The following is a 16,548-nucleotide window of genomic DNA, read 5'->3' as shown; positions in this document are numbered from 1 at the left end:
TGATACCTGCTGATAATTTTGTGCCTGCGGCGAGGGGAAAGCAAATGAAACTCCGGACGGATTAAGTCCCGCAGCTGGCCGCCGCGGGAGCTTATTTACGGCGTCACGATATTGAACCAGAACTCAAATTTATCCATATAGCCCAGCATCTCGTCCAGCTTCGCGCCGTCGCCGGTCACTTTGACTTCACCCTTATCCTCCGCCTGTTTTAGCGTTTCCTCTTTCAGGATGATTTTGTTCAGCGTGGCGCGATCCAGCGCGATGGTAGCGTCGGCGTCTTTGGCTTCGGCATCGGCGGTGTGGTTGAGCACGCCGTTTTCCAGCTCTAGCTTATATTTACCGCCATCGTTACCAAGGTCGATATTGAATACCGCTTTGGCGGTTCCGGCTTTTTCGCCGTTGATATGGACCGCAAGATAGTCGAAAAACATTTCCGGGGTCATGGCCCGCACGGTATCCGGGCTGGCGGTATTCGGCGTCGGCCCTTTCACGACGCCGTTGCGTAGCTCCTGCGCGCCGGTCAGGTAGAAATTACGCCACGGTCCTGATTCCGCCTGATAGCCCAGCTGCTCCAGGGCATCGGCTTCCAGATTGCGCGCCTCCAGATTGCCGGGATCGGCGAAGACAATTTTGCTGACTACCTGAGCTACCCAGCGATAGTTGCCCTGGTTGTAATCTTCTTTGGCTTTCTTGAGGATAGCGTCGGCGCCGCCCATATAATCAACGAACTTCTTCGCCGCTTCTTCCGGCGGCAGCTCGTCCAGCGTAGCCGGGTTGCCGTCGAACCAGCCGAGATAGAGGACGTAGGTAGCCTTCACGTCATGGCTGACGGAGCCGTAGTAGCCGCGGTTGGCCCAGGTATTGGCCAGGCTGTCCGGCAGCTTGAATTTGGCGGCGATCTCATCGCGGGTCAGGCCCTCGTTGGCCATGCGCAGAGTCTGGTCATTAATGTACCGATACAGGTCGCGCTGGCTCTTCAGCAGGTTAACCACGTTCTCATTACCCCAGGTCGGCCAGTGGTGCTGGGCCATGATGATTTCAGCCTTGTCGCCCCAGCGCACAATGGCGGCGTTGATATATTTCGACCACGGTAGCGGTTCACGAATTTTCGCCCCGCGCAGCGAGTAGGTGTTATGCAGGGTATGGGTGACATCTTCGGCGGATTCAATGAGCTTCTTCTCTTCGATATACCACAGCATTTCCGACGGTGCTTCCGAGCCCGGCGCCAGCATAAAATCGTAGGTCAGGCCGTCGATGGTCTCTTTCTGGCCATCTTTCTCGATGATATTGGTGGGAGCGATCAGCGTGACGGTGCCGGCAGAGGTTGTGGTGCCGAGACCTGCACCAACCTGGCCGGTGGCATCCGGTTTGAGCAGGTTGCCGTACATATAGCTGGCGCGACGGCTCATCACGTTACCGGCCATAATATTTTCAGCAACGGCGGCCTCCATAAAACCGGAAGGCGCGTAGATTTTGACTTTGCCGGATTTGACATCGGCTTCATCGACCACGCCGCGCACGCCGCCGTAATGGTCAACGTGGCTGTGGGTGTAGATCACCGCAACGACCGGCTTATTGCCGCGATTTTTGTAATACAGATCCATTCCGACCTTTGCGGTCTCCGCTGATACCAGCGGATCCACAACCGTGATGCCCTCTTTACCTTCAATGATGGTCATATTGGAGAGATCGAGGTTGCGGATCTGGTACACGCCTTCGGTCACTTCAAACAGGCCGCTGATATTGATGAGCTGGGATTGACGCCAGAGGCTGGGGTTGACCGTATCCGGCGCCTTTTCCCCCTCTTTGATAAAGGCGTACTGCTGCGGGTTCCAGATAACGTTGCCCTGTTCACCTTTAATCACTTCCGTAGGAAGCGCGGCAATAAAACCTTTATGCGCGTTGGTAAAGTCGGTGTTGTCGGAGAAGGGGAGCTGTTTATACAGCGCGTCGTTTGCCTGTTTGGTCGCCGCAGCGGCTTCTTTCGGCGACGTTTCGGCCCAGCTGGTCACAGGGAGAGTCGAGATAATTCCTGCCAGAGCCAGACCTTTCATAATCGGTGTTAATTTCATCGGAATCCTCATGGGTTTACGCTGATTCACTCGTTAATTTCGATATGACGTCGGGTTACATCCTGTAACGCCTCCTAAACTATAAACACGTATCTGCAAAAGTGTTTATTTTGTTAATTATTTGATTGCTTATTGTTAATTTTGAATTGCCGCGCGCTTGTATACCTACGCCGGGCCGGCTTGCGTTGTCCCGCGACTTACCGTAACCTGCCCGCTGAGAACGTTTTTATCTCTCAATGACTCGGGGTGCCCCATCACTGATGGGCTGAGAAAAACCCGTACCACCTGATCTGGATAATGCCAGCGTAGGGAAGTCAGAGACCGCAGGGTCGTCGCTTCTTCATCGCCTGGCGGGAGCAAACGATGTCTGACCTGCTGAACCCCGCGCATATTGCCCATCTGCGGCACCTTTTTCACCGCCATTCTCCTCTTGTTCACTGCATGACCAACGACGTGGTGCAGACCTTTACCGCCAACGTCCTGTTAGCGATTGGCGCATCCCCGGCGATGGTTATCGACCCGGACGAAGCCAGCCAGTTTGCCGCCATTGCCGATGCGCTGCTGATTAATGTCGGTACGCTGACCGTCGAACGCGCGGCGGCGATGCGTGCGGCGGCGCGCAGCGCGCAGCAGGCGGGTAAACCATGGGCGCTGGACCCGGTGGCGGTCGGCGCGCTGACCTTACGGACAGAATTTTGCCGGGAGCTGCTGGCGCTGCAGCCTGCCGCCGTTCGCGGTAATGCGTCGGAAATTATGGCCCTGGCCGGAATGAGCGGCGGCGGGCGCGGCGTCGATACGACCGATACCGCCGCCGCAGCGCTGCCCGCGGCCCAGGCGCTGGCCCGCCAGCTGAATACCGTTGTCGCGGTAACCGGCGAGGTCGATTACGTGACCGATGGTCAGCGCACGCGCGCGGTCACCGGCGGCGATCCGCTGATGACCCGGGTAGTCGGCACCGGCTGCGCGCTATCGGCGGTGGTTGCCGCCGCTGCGGCGATGCCCGGCGATCGGCTGGAGAACGTGGCCGCGGCCTGCGGTCTGATGAAGCTTGCGGGGGGAAAAGCGGCGCTGCAGGGCGGCCCCGGCAGCTTTACTCCTGCCTTCCTCGATGCGCTCTATGCGGGAGGCGATCTGTGAAACGAATTAATGCGCTAACCATCGCCGGCACCGACCCGAGCGGCGGCGCGGGGATCCAGGCGGATCTCAAAACCTTCTCGGCGCTGGGCGCTTACGGCTGCTCGGTCATCACCGCGCTGGTGGCGCAAAACACCCGCGGCGTCCAGTCGGTGTACCGGATAGAGCCTGATTTTGTCGCCGCACAGCTCGATTCCGTTTTCAGCGATGTGCGTATCGATACCACCAAAATAGGGATGCTGGCGGAAACCGATATCGTCGAGGCGGTGGCGGAACGGCTGGCGCGTTATCAGATTAAAAATGTGGTGCTCGATACCGTCATGCTGGCGAAAAGCGGCGATCCGCTGCTCTCCGCCTCGGCGGTGGAGACGCTGCGCCAGCGCCTGCTGCCGCAGGTCTCGCTGATCACCCCGAACCTGCCGGAAGCGGCGGCGCTGCTGGATGCGCCGCATGCCAGAACGGAACAGGAGATGCTGGAGCAGGGCAGAGCGCTGCTGGGCATGGGCTGCGGAGCGGTATTAATGAAAGGCGGCCATCTCGATGATGCGGAAAGCCCGGACTGGCTCTTTACCCGCGACGGGGAGCAGCGCTTTACCGCGCCGAGAGTCCAGACCAAAAATACTCACGGTACGGGTTGTACGCTGTCGGCGGCGCTGGCGGCCCTGCGTCCGCGTTACGAGGATTGGGGGCGAACCGTGGCGGAAGCCAAAGGCTGGCTTTCGGCGGCGCTGGCGCAGGCGGATTCGCTGGAAGTGGGGCACGGCATCGGTCCGGTACACCATTTCCACGCCTGGTGGTAAACGGCAAGACAACGTGTCAGCAGACTATGCTGAAAAAATAGGCTCCCGGCTGGAAAATCTGCTGAGTCGGTACCAGGCTTAACCTGCCCAAAATAATTGGGTTGGGAAAACGCATGCCGGTTTCGACCGGCACTTACGGGAGATCGCTATGACTGATATTACGCAGTTGCTTGGCAAAGATGCCGACACGCTTTTACAGCACCGCTGTATGACGATTCCAGCCGACCAGCTCTATTTGCCGGGGGCGGATTACGTCGATCGGGTGATGGTTGATAACAACCGTCCGCCGGCGGTGCTGCGTAATATGCAAACCCTGTATAACACCGGCCGCCTGGCGGGAACCGGCTATCTGTCGATCCTGCCGGTCGACCAGGGCGTAGAGCATTCTGCTGGCGCCTCTTTTGCCGCCAACCCGCTGTACTTTGATCCGAAAAATATCGTCGAACTGGCCATTGAGGCCGGTTGTAACTGCGTGGCCTCCACCTATGGCGTGCTGGCCTCGGTGTCGCGCCGCTATGCGCACCGCATCCCCTTCCTGGTCAAGCTGAACCATAACGAAACGCTGAGCTACCCGACCGAATACGATCAGACGCTGTACGCCAGCGTTGAGCAGGCGTTCAATATGGGGGCCGTGGCGGTCGGGGCGACGATCTATTTCGGTTCCGAACAGTCCCGTCGGCAAATCGAAGAAATCTCCGCTGCGTTTGAGCGCGCGCACGAACTGGGCCTGGTGACCGTGCTGTGGGCCTATCTGCGTAATTCGGCGTTTAAGAAAGATGGCGTCGACTACCACGTTTCCGCTGACTTAACCGGCCAGGCTAACCATCTGGCGGCGACCATCGGCGCGGATATCGTGAAGCAGAAAATGGCGGAAAATAACGGCGGCTATAAAGCGGTGAACTTCGGCTATACCGATGACCGGGTTTACAGCAAGCTCACCAGCGATAATCCGATCGATCTGGTGCGTTACCAGCTGGCGAACTGCTATATGGGCCGCGCCGGGCTGATTAACTCCGGCGGCGCCGCGGGCGGGGAAACCGATCTCTCCGATGCCGTGCGCACCGCGGTTATCAATAAGCGCGCGGGCGGCATGGGGCTGATTCTGGGCCGTAAGGCGTTTAAAAAATCGATGGCCGACGGCGTGAAGCTGATCAATGCCGTGCAGGATGTCTATCTGGACGGCAAAGTCACCATCGCTTAAGCATTCGTGTGGCGGCGCTACGCCTGGCCGGGCTACGGTTTCGTGCGGTCTGGTAGCCCGGGTAGGGCGTTTACGCCGCAGCCCGGGATCTTGCTTACTCGCGAATCAGCCGCGCCGTGTGCTGTAGCGTTTTATACGCTTCATAGCGCCGCTGATGATCGGCGCTATACTGGGCAACGCAGCGGTAGGTTTTATCCACCCGGGTAAACTGCTTCATCGCTTCCGGCAGGGACGGGGCGATCTGGCCGGCCACCGCGCCGAGAATCGCCGAACCTAACAGCACCGGTTCGCTGGATTCGGTACTCACCACGCTCACTCCGCAGGCGTCCGCCAGCAGCTGGCGCACCAGCGGATGCTGCCCGGCTCCGCCGCTGATGACGATATGCTCGCTGTGGATGCCGCACGCCTTCTGGGCGTCAATAATCTGCCGCAGGCCGTAGCCGATGCCGCACAATCCGGCGACGTAGAGCGCCATCAGGTTGTCCAGATCCCGCTCCATCCCCAGCCCGGCGATAATCGCTTTCGCGTGCGGGTCGGCCAGCGGTGCCCGATTACCTAAAAATTCAGGCACCACGTGCAGCCCGGCGGCGAGTTTGACCGCGGCAGAAGGACGCTCCACTTTCGCCAGCACGCTATCGGCAAGATAAACCGGCAGCGGGACGCCGCGCGCCCTGGCCAGCGCCTTAGCCTCGGCGGCGGCGGGATGGAAGCTCAGCAGCTGGTCGATGGCCGCTCCGGCCGCGCTCTGCCCGCCTTCGCTCAGCCAGAACCCCGGCACCATCGCCGAGTAATATGGCCCCCAGACGCCGGGCACGAACACCGCTTCCTGCGTGGTGGTCATGGTGCAGGAGGAGGTGCCGAAGACGTAGGCCATATTGTTGACCGCGCCGTTAAGCACGCCGACGGTGCCGATGCCGCCCGCGTGGGCATCGATCATCCCGACCGCCACCGGAGTACCGACCGGCAGGCCCATCTCCTCTGCCGCCGTGGCGCAAAGGCCGTCGCCGCAGGGGGTTCCCGGATCGACAATCCGCTGGCCGATGCGGACAAAATCTTCATCCGCCAGCTCTTCGAGGCCAATCTGGCGGAAGTAGCTGGTATCCCAGCGTTGTTCATGCGCCAGGTAGGTCCATTTACAGGTCACGGTACAGACCGAGCGGGCTAAATCGCCGGTCGAGCGCCAGGTGAGATAATCGGCGAGGTCGAAGAAGTGGCGCGCCTGCTGATAAATGTGCGGGCGGTTCTCCTTCAGCCAGAGAATTTTCGGCGTTTCCATCTCCGGCGAGATTTTACCGCCGACGTACTGCAGCACCGCGTGGCCCGTGGCGTTGATCTTTTCCGCCTGCCCGGTGGCGCGGTGATCCATCCAGACGATAATGTTGCGCTCCGCATCTTCCGAAGGCCCAACCGCCAGCGGGGCGTCGTTATCGCCAATCACCACCAGCGAGCAGGTGGCATCGAAGCCGATTCCGGCAATCGATGACGGCGCGACCCCGGCGCTGGCCACCGCCGTTTTAATGCAGTAGCACACCGCCAGCCAGATCTCGCGGCTCGACTGTTCGACCACGTTTCCGGCGCTGCGGAACAGGGTAATTTCCCGGGTCGCGTGGGCGAGAAGCTCGCCCCGCAGATTAAACACCCCGGCGCGAACGCTGCCCGAACCGACATCGACGCCAATAATATGTTGCGTATCGCTTTGCATAACATCCTCTCACACAGTCTGGTTGAACGGTCAGAGATCCACGCTGTTCGGCAGGATCACAATGTCGCGCACGGTGACGTTTTTCGAGCGCGTCACCATAAACAGCACCGACTCGGCCACCTCAATCGGCTGCATCAGGCTGCCGTTGGCCAGCGCTTCGTCCATTTTGGCTTTCGGCCAGTCGTCCAGCAGGGCGGTGACCACCGGGCCCGGCAGCACGGCGCCGACGCGTACGCCGTACTGCGAAACCTGGCGGCGGGTAGTATGAACAAACGCCTGGACGGCAAATTTCGACGCGGTATAGATAGGCTCCCAGATCACCGGCACCACCCCCGCGATAGAGCTGGTGAAGATAATGTCCCCGGACTTTTGCGCGATAAGATGCGGCAGGACGCTACGCACGCAGCGGAAGGCGGCGTTGGTATTGAGGTGTAGCACGCGGTCCCAGACGTCCGGATCGCCCTCGGCCACCGGCCCGCCGATGTACGCTCCGGCGTTGGCGTGGAAAATATCGAGACGCCCGGTGAGCTGCAAAATACCCTGCAGAATATTATCGACCTGATCCGCCTGCATCAGGTCAACCTGCAGGGCGAAGGCGTTTTCGCCGAGTTCGGCGACAAGTTTGTTGAGCTTCTCGCCTTCACGGTCGATAAGCACCACTTTTGCGCCAGCGCCCAGCAGGGTCCTGGCGCATTCGAGGCCGATACCGGACGCCGCGCCGGTAATAGCGGCGACTTTACCGCTAAGGGAAGTATTCATAGAGGAGACAGAGTGGTTCATTTTATAATCCTTTACAGAGTCTGGTTGGAACTATCGAACGCGAGGGCATCGCGTTCGACGCTGGAGACGAAAACTTGTTAAGGTATTGAATATGAGCGTCATTTTTTTGATGTCCGCTGGCGTATTCACGCTGAATGCGTTAATACTTCGGGAAGTAAAATGGAAGCTCAATCGATGAAGCTCATGTTGCGCTAGCTTCATCGATTGAGCAAGTGGGGAAATTAACAGCGAAATGATTTTGTGACGCAAGTTGGGAAAATGAAGAAAATCACGATTTACGACCTGGCGGAACTGTCCGGCGTTTCGGCGAGCGCGGTGAGCGCTATCCTCAACGGCAACTGGAAAAAGCGCCGCATCAGCGCGAAGCTTGCCGAAAAGGTGACGCGGATTGCCGAGGAGCAGGGCTATGCGATTAACCGCCAGGCCAGCATGCTGCGCAGCAAAAAATCGCGCGTCATCGGTATGATTATCCCCAAATACGATAACCGCTATTTCGGTTCGGTGGCGGAGCGCTTTGAGGAGATGGCCCGCGAGCGCGGCCTGCTGCCGATTATCACCTGTACGCGCCGGAGGCCAGAGCTGGAGATCGAAGCGGTAAAAGCGATGCTCTCCTGGCAGGTTGACTGGGTGGTGGCCACCGGGGCAACCAATCCGGACAAAATTACCGCCCTGTGCCAGCAGGCAGGCGTGCCCACGGTCAATCTCGACCTGCCGGGCTCTGTCGCCCCGTCGGTGATATCGGATAACTACGGCGGCGCGAAGGCGCTGACCCACAAAATCCTCGCCAACAGCGCTCGCCGTCGGGGAGCGCTGGCGCCGCTGACCTTTATCGGCGGGCGCAGCAGCGACCATAACACCCGCGAGCGTTTACGCGGCTTCCACGATGCGCATCGGGAGCAGGGGCTGGTCGTGCCGCAGGAAAATATCCTGGCGCCCGGCTATTCAAAAGGCAAAGTTGAGGCCTGCCTGCAGGAGCGGTTTGCTACCGCGAAGACCCCATTGCCGGGGCTATTTGTCAACTCGACAATATCGCTGGAAGGGGTGGTGCGTTGGCTGTCGCAGGCGGGACTTACCGGCAGCGCCCAGCCGCCGATGGGCTGCTTTGACTGGGACCCGTTCGTCTATCTGCTGGGGCACGATATCGACATGGTGCAGCAGGACGTGCCGGCGATGCTGGAAGCGGTGTTCAAGATTATTGACGCCGGCGAGGCCGGGCAGCAGCGGATTGAAATCCCGCCGCTGTTGATGAGCAGCCGCTGATCCGGCTGCCGCCGTTAGCGCGTCAGCAGCCAGCGGGCGGTGTGCTCGTCGGTCACCAGGCCGTTGATCCAGCCGCCTTTAAGCGCCGCCAGAATCGCCGGACGTTTGTACTCGCCGCACGCCACCGCGATGCGCGGGCACTGGTTCTGGCGGATATCGTAGCTGGTGATCATTCTGTTGATTTCGCTCTCCACCACGCCGCCTTCGGCATCGATAAAGCGTCCCATGATCTCGCCGATGCCGCCGCGTGCGGTCAGCTCATCCATCTGCGCCTGATTGATAAAGCCATCTTTGAAGATGGGGCTTTGGGTACCTAATGGCCCAATGCCGACAAAAATAACGTCCGCCCGGCGGGCGACGGCGGAAACGCTGCGAAACAGCCGGCTGGTACACCACATGTCGTACTCGTCCTGGGTCTGCGCGTAGCGCGGCGCGGGCCACTGATAGTACTTGGCCTTAATTTTGCTGGTCAGCAGCAGCGGGACGTCATCGTAATAGTTACATTGGCCGTCGGCGTCCATGGCGCTGATCAGGGCGACGCAGCGGGTGTTCAGGCTGTCGAAGTCGATGCGCTGCAGCGCTTTTTTCAGGGTCAGGCCGGAACCCAGGCCGATGATTTTCTCTTTATCATCCTGCAGATAGCGGGCCATCAGCTGATAGCAGCCGAAGGAGACGCTATCCAGGGTACTTTCTTCGTTAAAGGCGGGGACGATATTGCACTCGATAAGCCGGTACTTCTCCTGCAGCAGCTGCGCATAGTCGAGGCAGTTCGCCACCGGGTGGTGCAGGCTAATCGACACAATCCCTTCTTCTTTCGCGGCGGCGATCAGCCGCTGTACCACCGGCCGCGACGTGCCAAGCTGGCTGGCGATCTCGCTCTGATTCTGCCCGGCGATGTAGTACATCCACGCGGCGCGGACCTTTTGATCCAGCCGGATATCATCTTCTTTGCTCATGCTTTCCTGCCCTAAGTGTCGGGCCGCGGCGATAATTTCGCCCGGCGAATACCCGCATTCTCGCCGTGGTCGGGAAAACTGGCAAGCTTTTGCTCTTTTCTGGTCATTTGTAATTTTATTGGGTAATTGTTCTTTTGTGATCCGTGGCTCTTATTTTGGTCAATTGATCATTTACAGTGAGGCCATCAACTCAAGGAGAGCGGAACATGAACAATCAATTCACATGGCTTCACATTGGTCTGGGTTCTTTTCATCGCGCGCATCAGGCGTGGTATCTGCATCGTCTGATCGCTTCCGGAGATAAACGCTGGCACATCGCGGCGGGGAATATCCGCAACGACGCCGAACAGGTGGTTCAGGCGCTGGCGGCGCAGGGCGGGCGCTATGTGCTGGAAACCGTCAGCCCGGAAGGGGAACGTGAATATGAAGAGATCACCTCCATTCAGAAACTGCTGCCGTGGCAGGCCGGGCTGCAGCCGCTGATTAACGAAGGGGCAAACCCGCAGACCAAAGTCATCGCCTTCACCGTGACGGAAGGTGGCTACTACCTGAATACCCGCCATAAGCTGGAAACCAGCAACCCCGATTTGCAGGCCGATCTGGCAGGGGAGTGCAAAACGATTTACGGCACTATCGCGCGGATTCTGGAAAAGCGTATGGCGGATAACGCCGGGCCGCTGACTCTGCTGAACTGCGATAACGTGCGCCATAACGGCGAACGCTTCCACGACGGTATGGTTGAGTTCCTGCAGCTAACCGGCAAGCAGGCGGTGATTGACTGGATGGCCGCCAACACCACCTGTCCGAACACCATGGTCGACCGCATCACCCCGCGCCCGGCGGCGGACCTGCCCGCGCGCATCAAAGCGCAGACCGGCATTGACGATAAAGCGCCGGTGATGGGCGAGACCTTTATCCAGTGGGTGGTGGAAAACAACTTCCGCGATGAACGCCCGAACCTGGAAGCGGTCGGGGTTGAGATGGTGGCGTCGGTGATTCCTTACGAAGAGGCGAAAATTCGCATTCTGAACTCGTCGCACAGCTGCATTGCGTGGGCGGGAACGTTAATTGGCCAGCAGTACATTCATGAAAGCACGCTAACGGATTTCATCTACGCCATTGCCGACCGCTACGTTACGGAAGATGTGATCCCATGCCTCGGCGATAATGGCATTGACCTGCCGGCCTATCGCGACGTGGTGCTCAAACGCTTTACCAACCCATATATCCAGGACACCAACCAGCGCGTCGCCGCCGATGGCTTCTCGAAAATTCCGGCGATGATCGCCCCAACCCTGCAGGAGTGCTACCAGCGCGGCGTTCGCCCGCAAGCCACCGCCATGCTGCCCGCGCTGTTCTTCGTCTTTATGGAGCAGTGGCACAAGGGCACCCTGCCGTATGAGTACCAGGACGGCATCCTCGACGCCGAGGGGGTACATCAGATGTTTGAAGCCAACGATCCGCTGGCCCTGTACGCCCGCGATAAAGCGCTGTTTGGCGAACTGGCCGAAAACGCCGATTTCCTCGCGCTGATGCGCGAAAAAGTGGCGGCCGTTTATACGCTGATTAACTAAGAGGTGGCTATGTATCTGGGTATCGATCTCGGCACATCGGAAGTCAAAGCGCTGGTCATTGATGAGAACAATGAGGTTATCGCCAGCCATAGCGCGCCGCTGAGCATTCAGCGGCGCCATCCGCACTGGTCAGAACAGTCGCCGCAGTCATGGTGGGAGGCGACGGAGTATCTGATGACCACGCTGCGGGAAAAATGCGCCCAGCACTGGCCGGCCATTAAGGCCATTGGCCTTTCCGGGCAGATGCACGGCGCGGTTCTGCTGGATGCCGACGGGGAGGCGATCCGCCCGGCAATCCTGTGGAACGACACCCGCTGCGCCGCGGAGTGCGCGGAGCTGGAGGAGAGGGCGCCGGAGCTGCATCAGGTGGCGGGAAACCTGGCGATGCCCGGCTTTACCGCGCCGAAGCTGCTGTGGGTGCGTCGCCATGAGCCGGAAAACTTTCAGCGCACCGCCACGGTGCTGCTGCCGAAGGATTATCTGCGCTACCGGATGACCGGTAAAAAAGTCTCCGATATGTCCGACGCCGCCGGGACGCTGTGGCTGGACGTGGCGAAGCGCGACTGGTCCGACGCTCTGCTGGATAAATGCGGCCTGGCGCGCAGCCAGATGCCGACCCTGGTCGAAGGCTGTGAGGTTTCCGCCACCCTTGACCCGCAGGTGGCCGAACGCTGGGGGCTGAACGCCTCGGTAGCGGTAGCCGGAGGCGGCGGCGATAACGCGGTCAGCGCCATAGGCGTCGGCGCGGTTTCGCCCGGGGATGCGTTCATTTCGCTTGGCACCTCCGGGGTGCTGTTTGTGGTGACCGACGCCTATCGTCCGGCTCCGCAGTCGGCGGTCCATGCGTTTTGTCACGTGCTGCCGAATCTGTGGCATCAGATGAGCGTGATGCTCAGCGCCGCCAGCTGTTTGCAGTGGTTCTGCCGCCTGACCGGCACTACGGAAGTGGCGCTGCTGGAGGAGATTGCCGAACTTAGCGAAGAGGAGAAGTCCCACGCGCCGTTCTTCTTACCCTATCTCTCCGGCGAACGTACGCCGCACAACGATCCTGACGCGCGCGGCATGTTCTGGGGTATGACCCACTCCAGCCTGCGCGCCCAGCTCGGCTACGCGGTGCTGGAAGGGGTGAGCTTCGGCATCAGCGACGGTCTGCAGGTACTGAAAGAGAGCGGTACGCAGATCGAACAATGTTCGCTGGTTGGCGGCGGCGCCCGTAGCCCGTTCTGGGCGCAGCTGTTGGCCGATATCCTCGATATGCCGGTGGTGACCCACAAAGGCGGTGAGACCGGCGGCGCGCTGGGCGCGGCGCGGCTGGCCTGCCTGGCGGCGGGCAAACCGATTACCGAAGTCTGTGAAAAACCGGAGATCTGGCAGACCTGGCGCGCGGACCCGGTACGCCATCAAACCCTGATGCGGCGCTATGCGCAGTTTAAGGCCCTGTATTTAAACGATCTGAACTATCGGCAGCATTAATTTTTATCACCATAACCGCTCCGGTGAACTGACCGGAGCGGCCTCCTGTACCCTAAAAACGAGGTCATTATGTCCATCAATAATAAACAGTGGCTCGGTTTACCCCTGAACCTGCTCTGGGGATACATCGCCATTGCCGTATTTATGACCGGCGACGGTTTTGAACTGGCATTCCTGTCGCACTACATCAAAGAGCTCGGGTTCTCCCCGGCGCAGGCATCGTTCGCCTTTACCCTCTACGGCCTGGCCGCCGCGCTGTCGGCGTGGATCTCCGGCGTGGTGGCGGAAATCATCACGCCGCTGAAGACCATGATGATTGGCTTCGTGCTGTGGTGCGTGTTCCACGTGCTGTTCCTCGTTTTCGGCCTCGGTCACGCGAACTATGCCCTGATCCTGGTTTTCTACGGCATCCGCGGCTTCGCGTATCCGCTGTTCCTTTACTCGTTTATCGTCGCCATTATCCACAACGTGAAAAGCGATAACGCCAGCTCGGCGATCGGCTGGTTCTGGGCGGTTTACTCGATCGGCATCGGCGTGTTCGGCAGCTATATTCCGAGCTTTACCATCCCGCATATCGGCGAGCTGGGGACATTGTGGCTGGCGCTGGCTTTCTGCGTCACCGGCGGCATCATTGCGCTGGCTTCCCTGCGCCATATTAAAACGCCGCACCATATGCAGAACCTGACTACCCGCGAGAAGTTTGCCGAACTGGGCCGCGCGGCGACGCTGCTCTATACCAACCGCAATATTCTGCTGTCGAGCATGGTGCGAATTATCAACACCCTGTCGCTGTTCGGCTTTGCGGTGATTATGCCGATGATGTTCGTCGATGAGCTGGGCTTTACTACCTCGGAATGGCTGCAGGTGTGGGCGGTCTTCTTCTTCACCACCATTTTTTCGAACGTGCTGTGGGGCATTCTGGGCGAAAAACTGGGCTGGATGAAGGTGGTGCGCTGGTTCGGCTGCATCGGCATGGCGCTCTCCAGCCTGGCGTTTTATTACATTCCGCAGCACTTCGGACATAACTTCGCGATGGCGCTGCTTCCGGCTATCGCTCTGGGGATCTTTGTCGCCGCGTTCGTACCGCTGGCGGCGGTTTTCCCGGCGCTGGAGCCGAAGCACAAAGGCGCGGCCATTTCGGTATATAACCTGTCGGCGGGGATGTCGAACTTTCTCGCGCCGGCCATTGCGGTGATTTTGCTACCGTTCTTCAGCACCATCGGGGTGGTGATCGCCTATACCGCGCTGTACGTGGCGGCTTTTTTCCTCTGTGCATTTATTCGCGTCGAGCAGCCGGGTTTTTCCCACAAGGAAGCGCCGGCCAGCGAGCAGGTGGAGTTCTCTTAAGGTGATGCGGCCGGCATGCCAGGCATGCCGGCCTTAATGAGGTGGATGATGAGTATTCAGGCAGTGATTTTTGACATGGATGGCGTAATTATTGACTCCGAAGCCCTGTGGCGGCAGGCGCAAATCGACGCCCTCGCGCAGTGGGGGGCAACGGCGAGCGTCGAGGAGTGCGAAACCCTGACCAAAGGCAAACGCCTCGACGATATTGCCCGCACCTGGTGCCGCTATTGCCAGCTTGAGCTTGCCCCGCAGCGGCTTGAGGCCGCGATATTGCAGCGTATTACCGGCCTGATCGCCGCCGAAGGCGAGCCGATGCGCGGCGTGCATGAGGCGTTACGCTATTTTCGCCATGCCGGTTATAAAATTGCCCTCGCCACCTCCTCGTCCCGGCAGGTTATCGCCGCCGTGCTGAACAAGCTCTCGCTCTGGCACTATTTTGATGTGATTTGCAGCGCGGACGATGAAGCGCAGGGCAAGCCGCATCCGGCGGTGTATCTGACGACGTTGGATAAGCTGAATCTCGACGCCAGCCGGTGCCTGGTGATCGAAGACAGCTTCAACGGCTTTAGCGCCGCCCGGGCGGCGGGGATTGCCACGATAGTGATTGCCGAAGATAGCCAGCACGCGCGTTTTCAGGGCGCCGCTGGCCGCTATCGGGCGCTGCCTGAACTGCTGGAAGCCCTCACCGCCGAGGCGGAGGCGGTCGAATAACTCACCCTTTCGTGAGCGCAGAAAATCCCGGGATGTACACGGTCGGTTACTCTCTTTTCTGCGCTCACGCCCCCCTTTTTCACCATGCCGATCCGCCTCACATTTCGCTTATCTTTTGTGAAAACAGTCACGCCTTGTTGTGCCAATGCCCAAATTTATTGCCTTGCTTAGCGGTGTTTGTCCGAGGCACTGCTGCGTAATTGTGCTTAGATTAGATATTGAAACATATTTTCAATAATGTGAAACCACTTTGCCGATTTGCTTCTATCGATCGGATTTGGCCGTGATAAGGACCGAGCATGAAAATTGAATCTGTAAATGTCACCGTTTTCCAGTATCCCACGCGTCGGGTTTCCGACAGCGCCGGGCACTCCCATCCGGGGGCTGAAAGCATGGCCAAAATGGCGATGCTGACCATCACCGCCGATGATGGCGCGCAGGGCTTTTCGTTTGCGCCTCCGGAAGTGGTGCGCCCGTTCGTGGTGAATACCTTTTTCCGCAAGGTGCTGGTGGGGCAGGACCCGTTTAACCGCGAGCGTATCTGGCAGGATCTTAACCACTGGCAGCGCGGCAGCGCTCACCAGCTGACCGAGCGCGCGCTGTCGTTTATTGAACAGGCGCTGTGGGACCTGATAGGCCGCAGCCTTAAGATGCCGGTTTACAAGCTGCTCGGCGGCTATCGCGATACCGTCCCGGCCTATGGCAGCACGATGTGCGGCGACGATCTGCCGGGCGGTCTGTCGACCCCGGAGGAGTATGCCGCCTTTGCCGAAAAGCTGGTCGCCCGCGGCTACAAGGCCATCAAGCTGCACACCTGGATGCCGCCAATCTCTTTTGCGCCCAATCCCAAAATGGACATTAAAGCCTGCGCGGCGGTGCGCGAAGCGGTGGGGCCGGATATTGACCTGATGATTGACGGCTATCACTGGTACAGCCGCGCCGAGGCGCTGTGGATCGGCAAAGAGCTGGAAAAACTCAACTTCGCCTGGTTTGAAGAGCCGATGGAGGAGGATTCGATGTCCTCCTACGCGTGGCTGGCGGAAAACCTGTCGATCCCCATCGTCGGGCCGGAGAGCTTCGGCGGCAAGCACCGCATGCGCGCCGAATGGGTGAAAGCCGGAGCCTGCGACATTCTGCGCGCCGGCGCTAACGGCGTGGGCGGTATTACCCCGACCATGAAGGTCGCGGCGCTGGCGGAATCTTTCGGCATGGATTGCGAAGTCCACGGCAACGGCGCGGCAAGCCTGGCGGTGGTCGGGGCGATCCGCAACTGCCGCTGGTACGAGCGCGGCCTGCTGCATCCGTTCCTCGACTACGATGAACCGGCGGCTTATCTCAACAGCCTTGTCGACCCCATGGATGACCAGGGCTTTGTGCATCTGTCACAACGTCCGGGCCTCGGCGAAGACATTAATTTTGCGTATATCGAAGCCAATACCGTTAGCCACGACTGATTCAAAAAAATAAATGCCCGATGGCGCTGCGCTTATCGGGTCTGCGGCCCGGTAGACCGGATAAGGCGAAAATGCCGTCATCCG

General features: G+C 59.5%; 13 protein-coding genes and 1 riboswitch. Of the genes, 9 read left to right on the top strand and 4 right to left on the bottom strand.

Annotated elements, in window-relative coordinates:
• Positions 1-95 precede the first annotated feature (95 nt).
• The gene (locus tag BJF97_RS19700; RefSeq protein ID WP_032693706.1) at positions 96-2,072 is read right to left on the bottom strand and encodes an alkyl/aryl-sulfatase; all 1,977 of its coding nucleotides are present in this window, start codon (positions 2,070-2,072) and stop codon (positions 96-98) included.
• Positions 2,073-2,304: 232 nt separating this feature from the next.
• A riboswitch (TPP riboswitch) is annotated at positions 2,305-2,401 on the top strand.
• Positions 2,402-2,435: 34 nt separating this feature from the next.
• On the opposite strand from BJF97_RS19700, the gene thiM reads away from it, so the two are divergent.
• From thiM to fbaB, 3 genes are all read left to right on the top strand, one after another.
• A complete protein-coding gene (gene thiM / locus BJF97_RS19695; RefSeq protein ID WP_004852591.1) occupies positions 2,436-3,209 on the top strand; it encodes a hydroxyethylthiazole kinase in 774 nt (257 codons plus the stop codon).
• Complete coding sequence (gene thiD / locus BJF97_RS19690; protein WP_004852589.1) at positions 3,206-4,006, top strand: bifunctional hydroxymethylpyrimidine kinase/phosphomethylpyrimidine kinase; 801 nt, start codon at positions 3,206-3,208, stop codon at positions 4,004-4,006. The genes thiM and thiD overlap by 4 nt, the downstream gene beginning before the upstream one ends.
• 148 nt (positions 4,007-4,154) lie before the next feature.
• Positions 4,155-5,207: a class I fructose-bisphosphate aldolase gene (fbaB, locus tag BJF97_RS19685; RefSeq protein ID WP_004103793.1), complete on the top strand. Its 1,053-nt coding sequence runs from the start codon at positions 4,155-4,157 to the stop codon at positions 5,205-5,207.
• A gap of 94 nt (positions 5,208-5,301) precedes the next feature.
• On the opposite strand, the gene BJF97_RS19680 is transcribed toward fbaB, so the two are convergent.
• Entirely contained in the window at positions 5,302-6,909 is a 1,608-nt protein-coding gene (locus BJF97_RS19680) for an FGGY-family carbohydrate kinase (RefSeq protein ID WP_032693707.1), read from the bottom strand.
• Positions 6,910-6,939: 30 nt separating this feature from the next.
• On the bottom strand, positions 6,940-7,689 hold the full coding sequence (locus tag BJF97_RS19675) for an SDR family oxidoreductase (protein WP_004852583.1): 750 nt from the start codon (positions 7,687-7,689) through the stop codon (positions 6,940-6,942).
• Positions 7,690-7,947: 258 nt separating this feature from the next.
• Between BJF97_RS19675 and BJF97_RS19670 the strand changes: the two genes are divergently transcribed.
• Positions 7,948-8,949 carry a LacI family DNA-binding transcriptional regulator gene (locus BJF97_RS19670; protein ID WP_032693708.1) on the top strand — a complete coding sequence of 334 codons (1,002 nt, stop codon included), beginning with the start codon at positions 7,948-7,950 and terminating at the stop codon, positions 8,947-8,949.
• A 14-nt stretch (positions 8,950-8,963) separates the two neighbouring features.
• Here the strand turns inward: BJF97_RS19670 and BJF97_RS19665 are convergent, their stop codons facing one another.
• Entirely contained in the window at positions 8,964-9,905 is a 942-nt protein-coding gene (locus BJF97_RS19665) for a sugar-binding transcriptional regulator (protein WP_014839020.1), read from the bottom strand.
• Positions 9,906-10,111: 206 nt separating this feature from the next.
• Here BJF97_RS19665 and dalD point away from each other — a divergent pair, with 206 nt between their 5' ends.
• The 5 genes from dalD to BJF97_RS19640 all read left to right on the top strand — a co-directional run bounded on the left by dalD (position 10,112) and on the right by BJF97_RS19640 (position 16,464).
• Positions 10,112-11,479 carry a D-arabinitol 4-dehydrogenase gene (gene dalD, locus BJF97_RS19660; protein WP_032693709.1) on the top strand — a complete coding sequence of 456 codons (1,368 nt, stop codon included), beginning with the start codon at positions 10,112-10,114 and terminating at the stop codon, positions 11,477-11,479.
• A 9-nt stretch (positions 11,480-11,488) separates the two neighbouring features.
• A complete protein-coding gene (gene xylB, locus BJF97_RS19655) occupies positions 11,489-12,952 on the top strand; it encodes a xylulokinase (protein ID WP_032693710.1) in 1,464 nt (487 codons plus the stop codon).
• 69 nt (positions 12,953-13,021) lie between these two features.
• Entirely contained in the window at positions 13,022-14,299 is a 1,278-nt protein-coding gene (gene dalT, locus BJF97_RS19650; RefSeq protein ID WP_032693711.1) for a D-arabinitol transporter, read from the top strand.
• Between the two features lie 48 nt (positions 14,300-14,347).
• A complete protein-coding gene (locus BJF97_RS19645) occupies positions 14,348-15,010 on the top strand; it encodes an HAD family hydrolase (RefSeq protein WP_014230111.1) in 663 nt (220 codons plus the stop codon).
• Between the two features lie 299 nt (positions 15,011-15,309).
• Positions 15,310-16,464, top strand: coding sequence for a mandelate racemase family protein (locus BJF97_RS19640; RefSeq protein ID WP_032693712.1), 1,155 nt, complete (start codon positions 15,310-15,312; stop codon positions 16,462-16,464).
• The last annotated feature ends 84 nt before the right edge of the window (positions 16,465-16,548 follow it).

It is taken from the genome of Klebsiella sp. LTGPAF-6F (genome assembly GCF_001753185.1).
GTDB lineage: Bacteria > Pseudomonadota > Gammaproteobacteria > Enterobacterales > Enterobacteriaceae > Klebsiella > Klebsiella michiganensis.
This window is presented reverse-complemented; position numbering and strand designations above follow the sequence as displayed.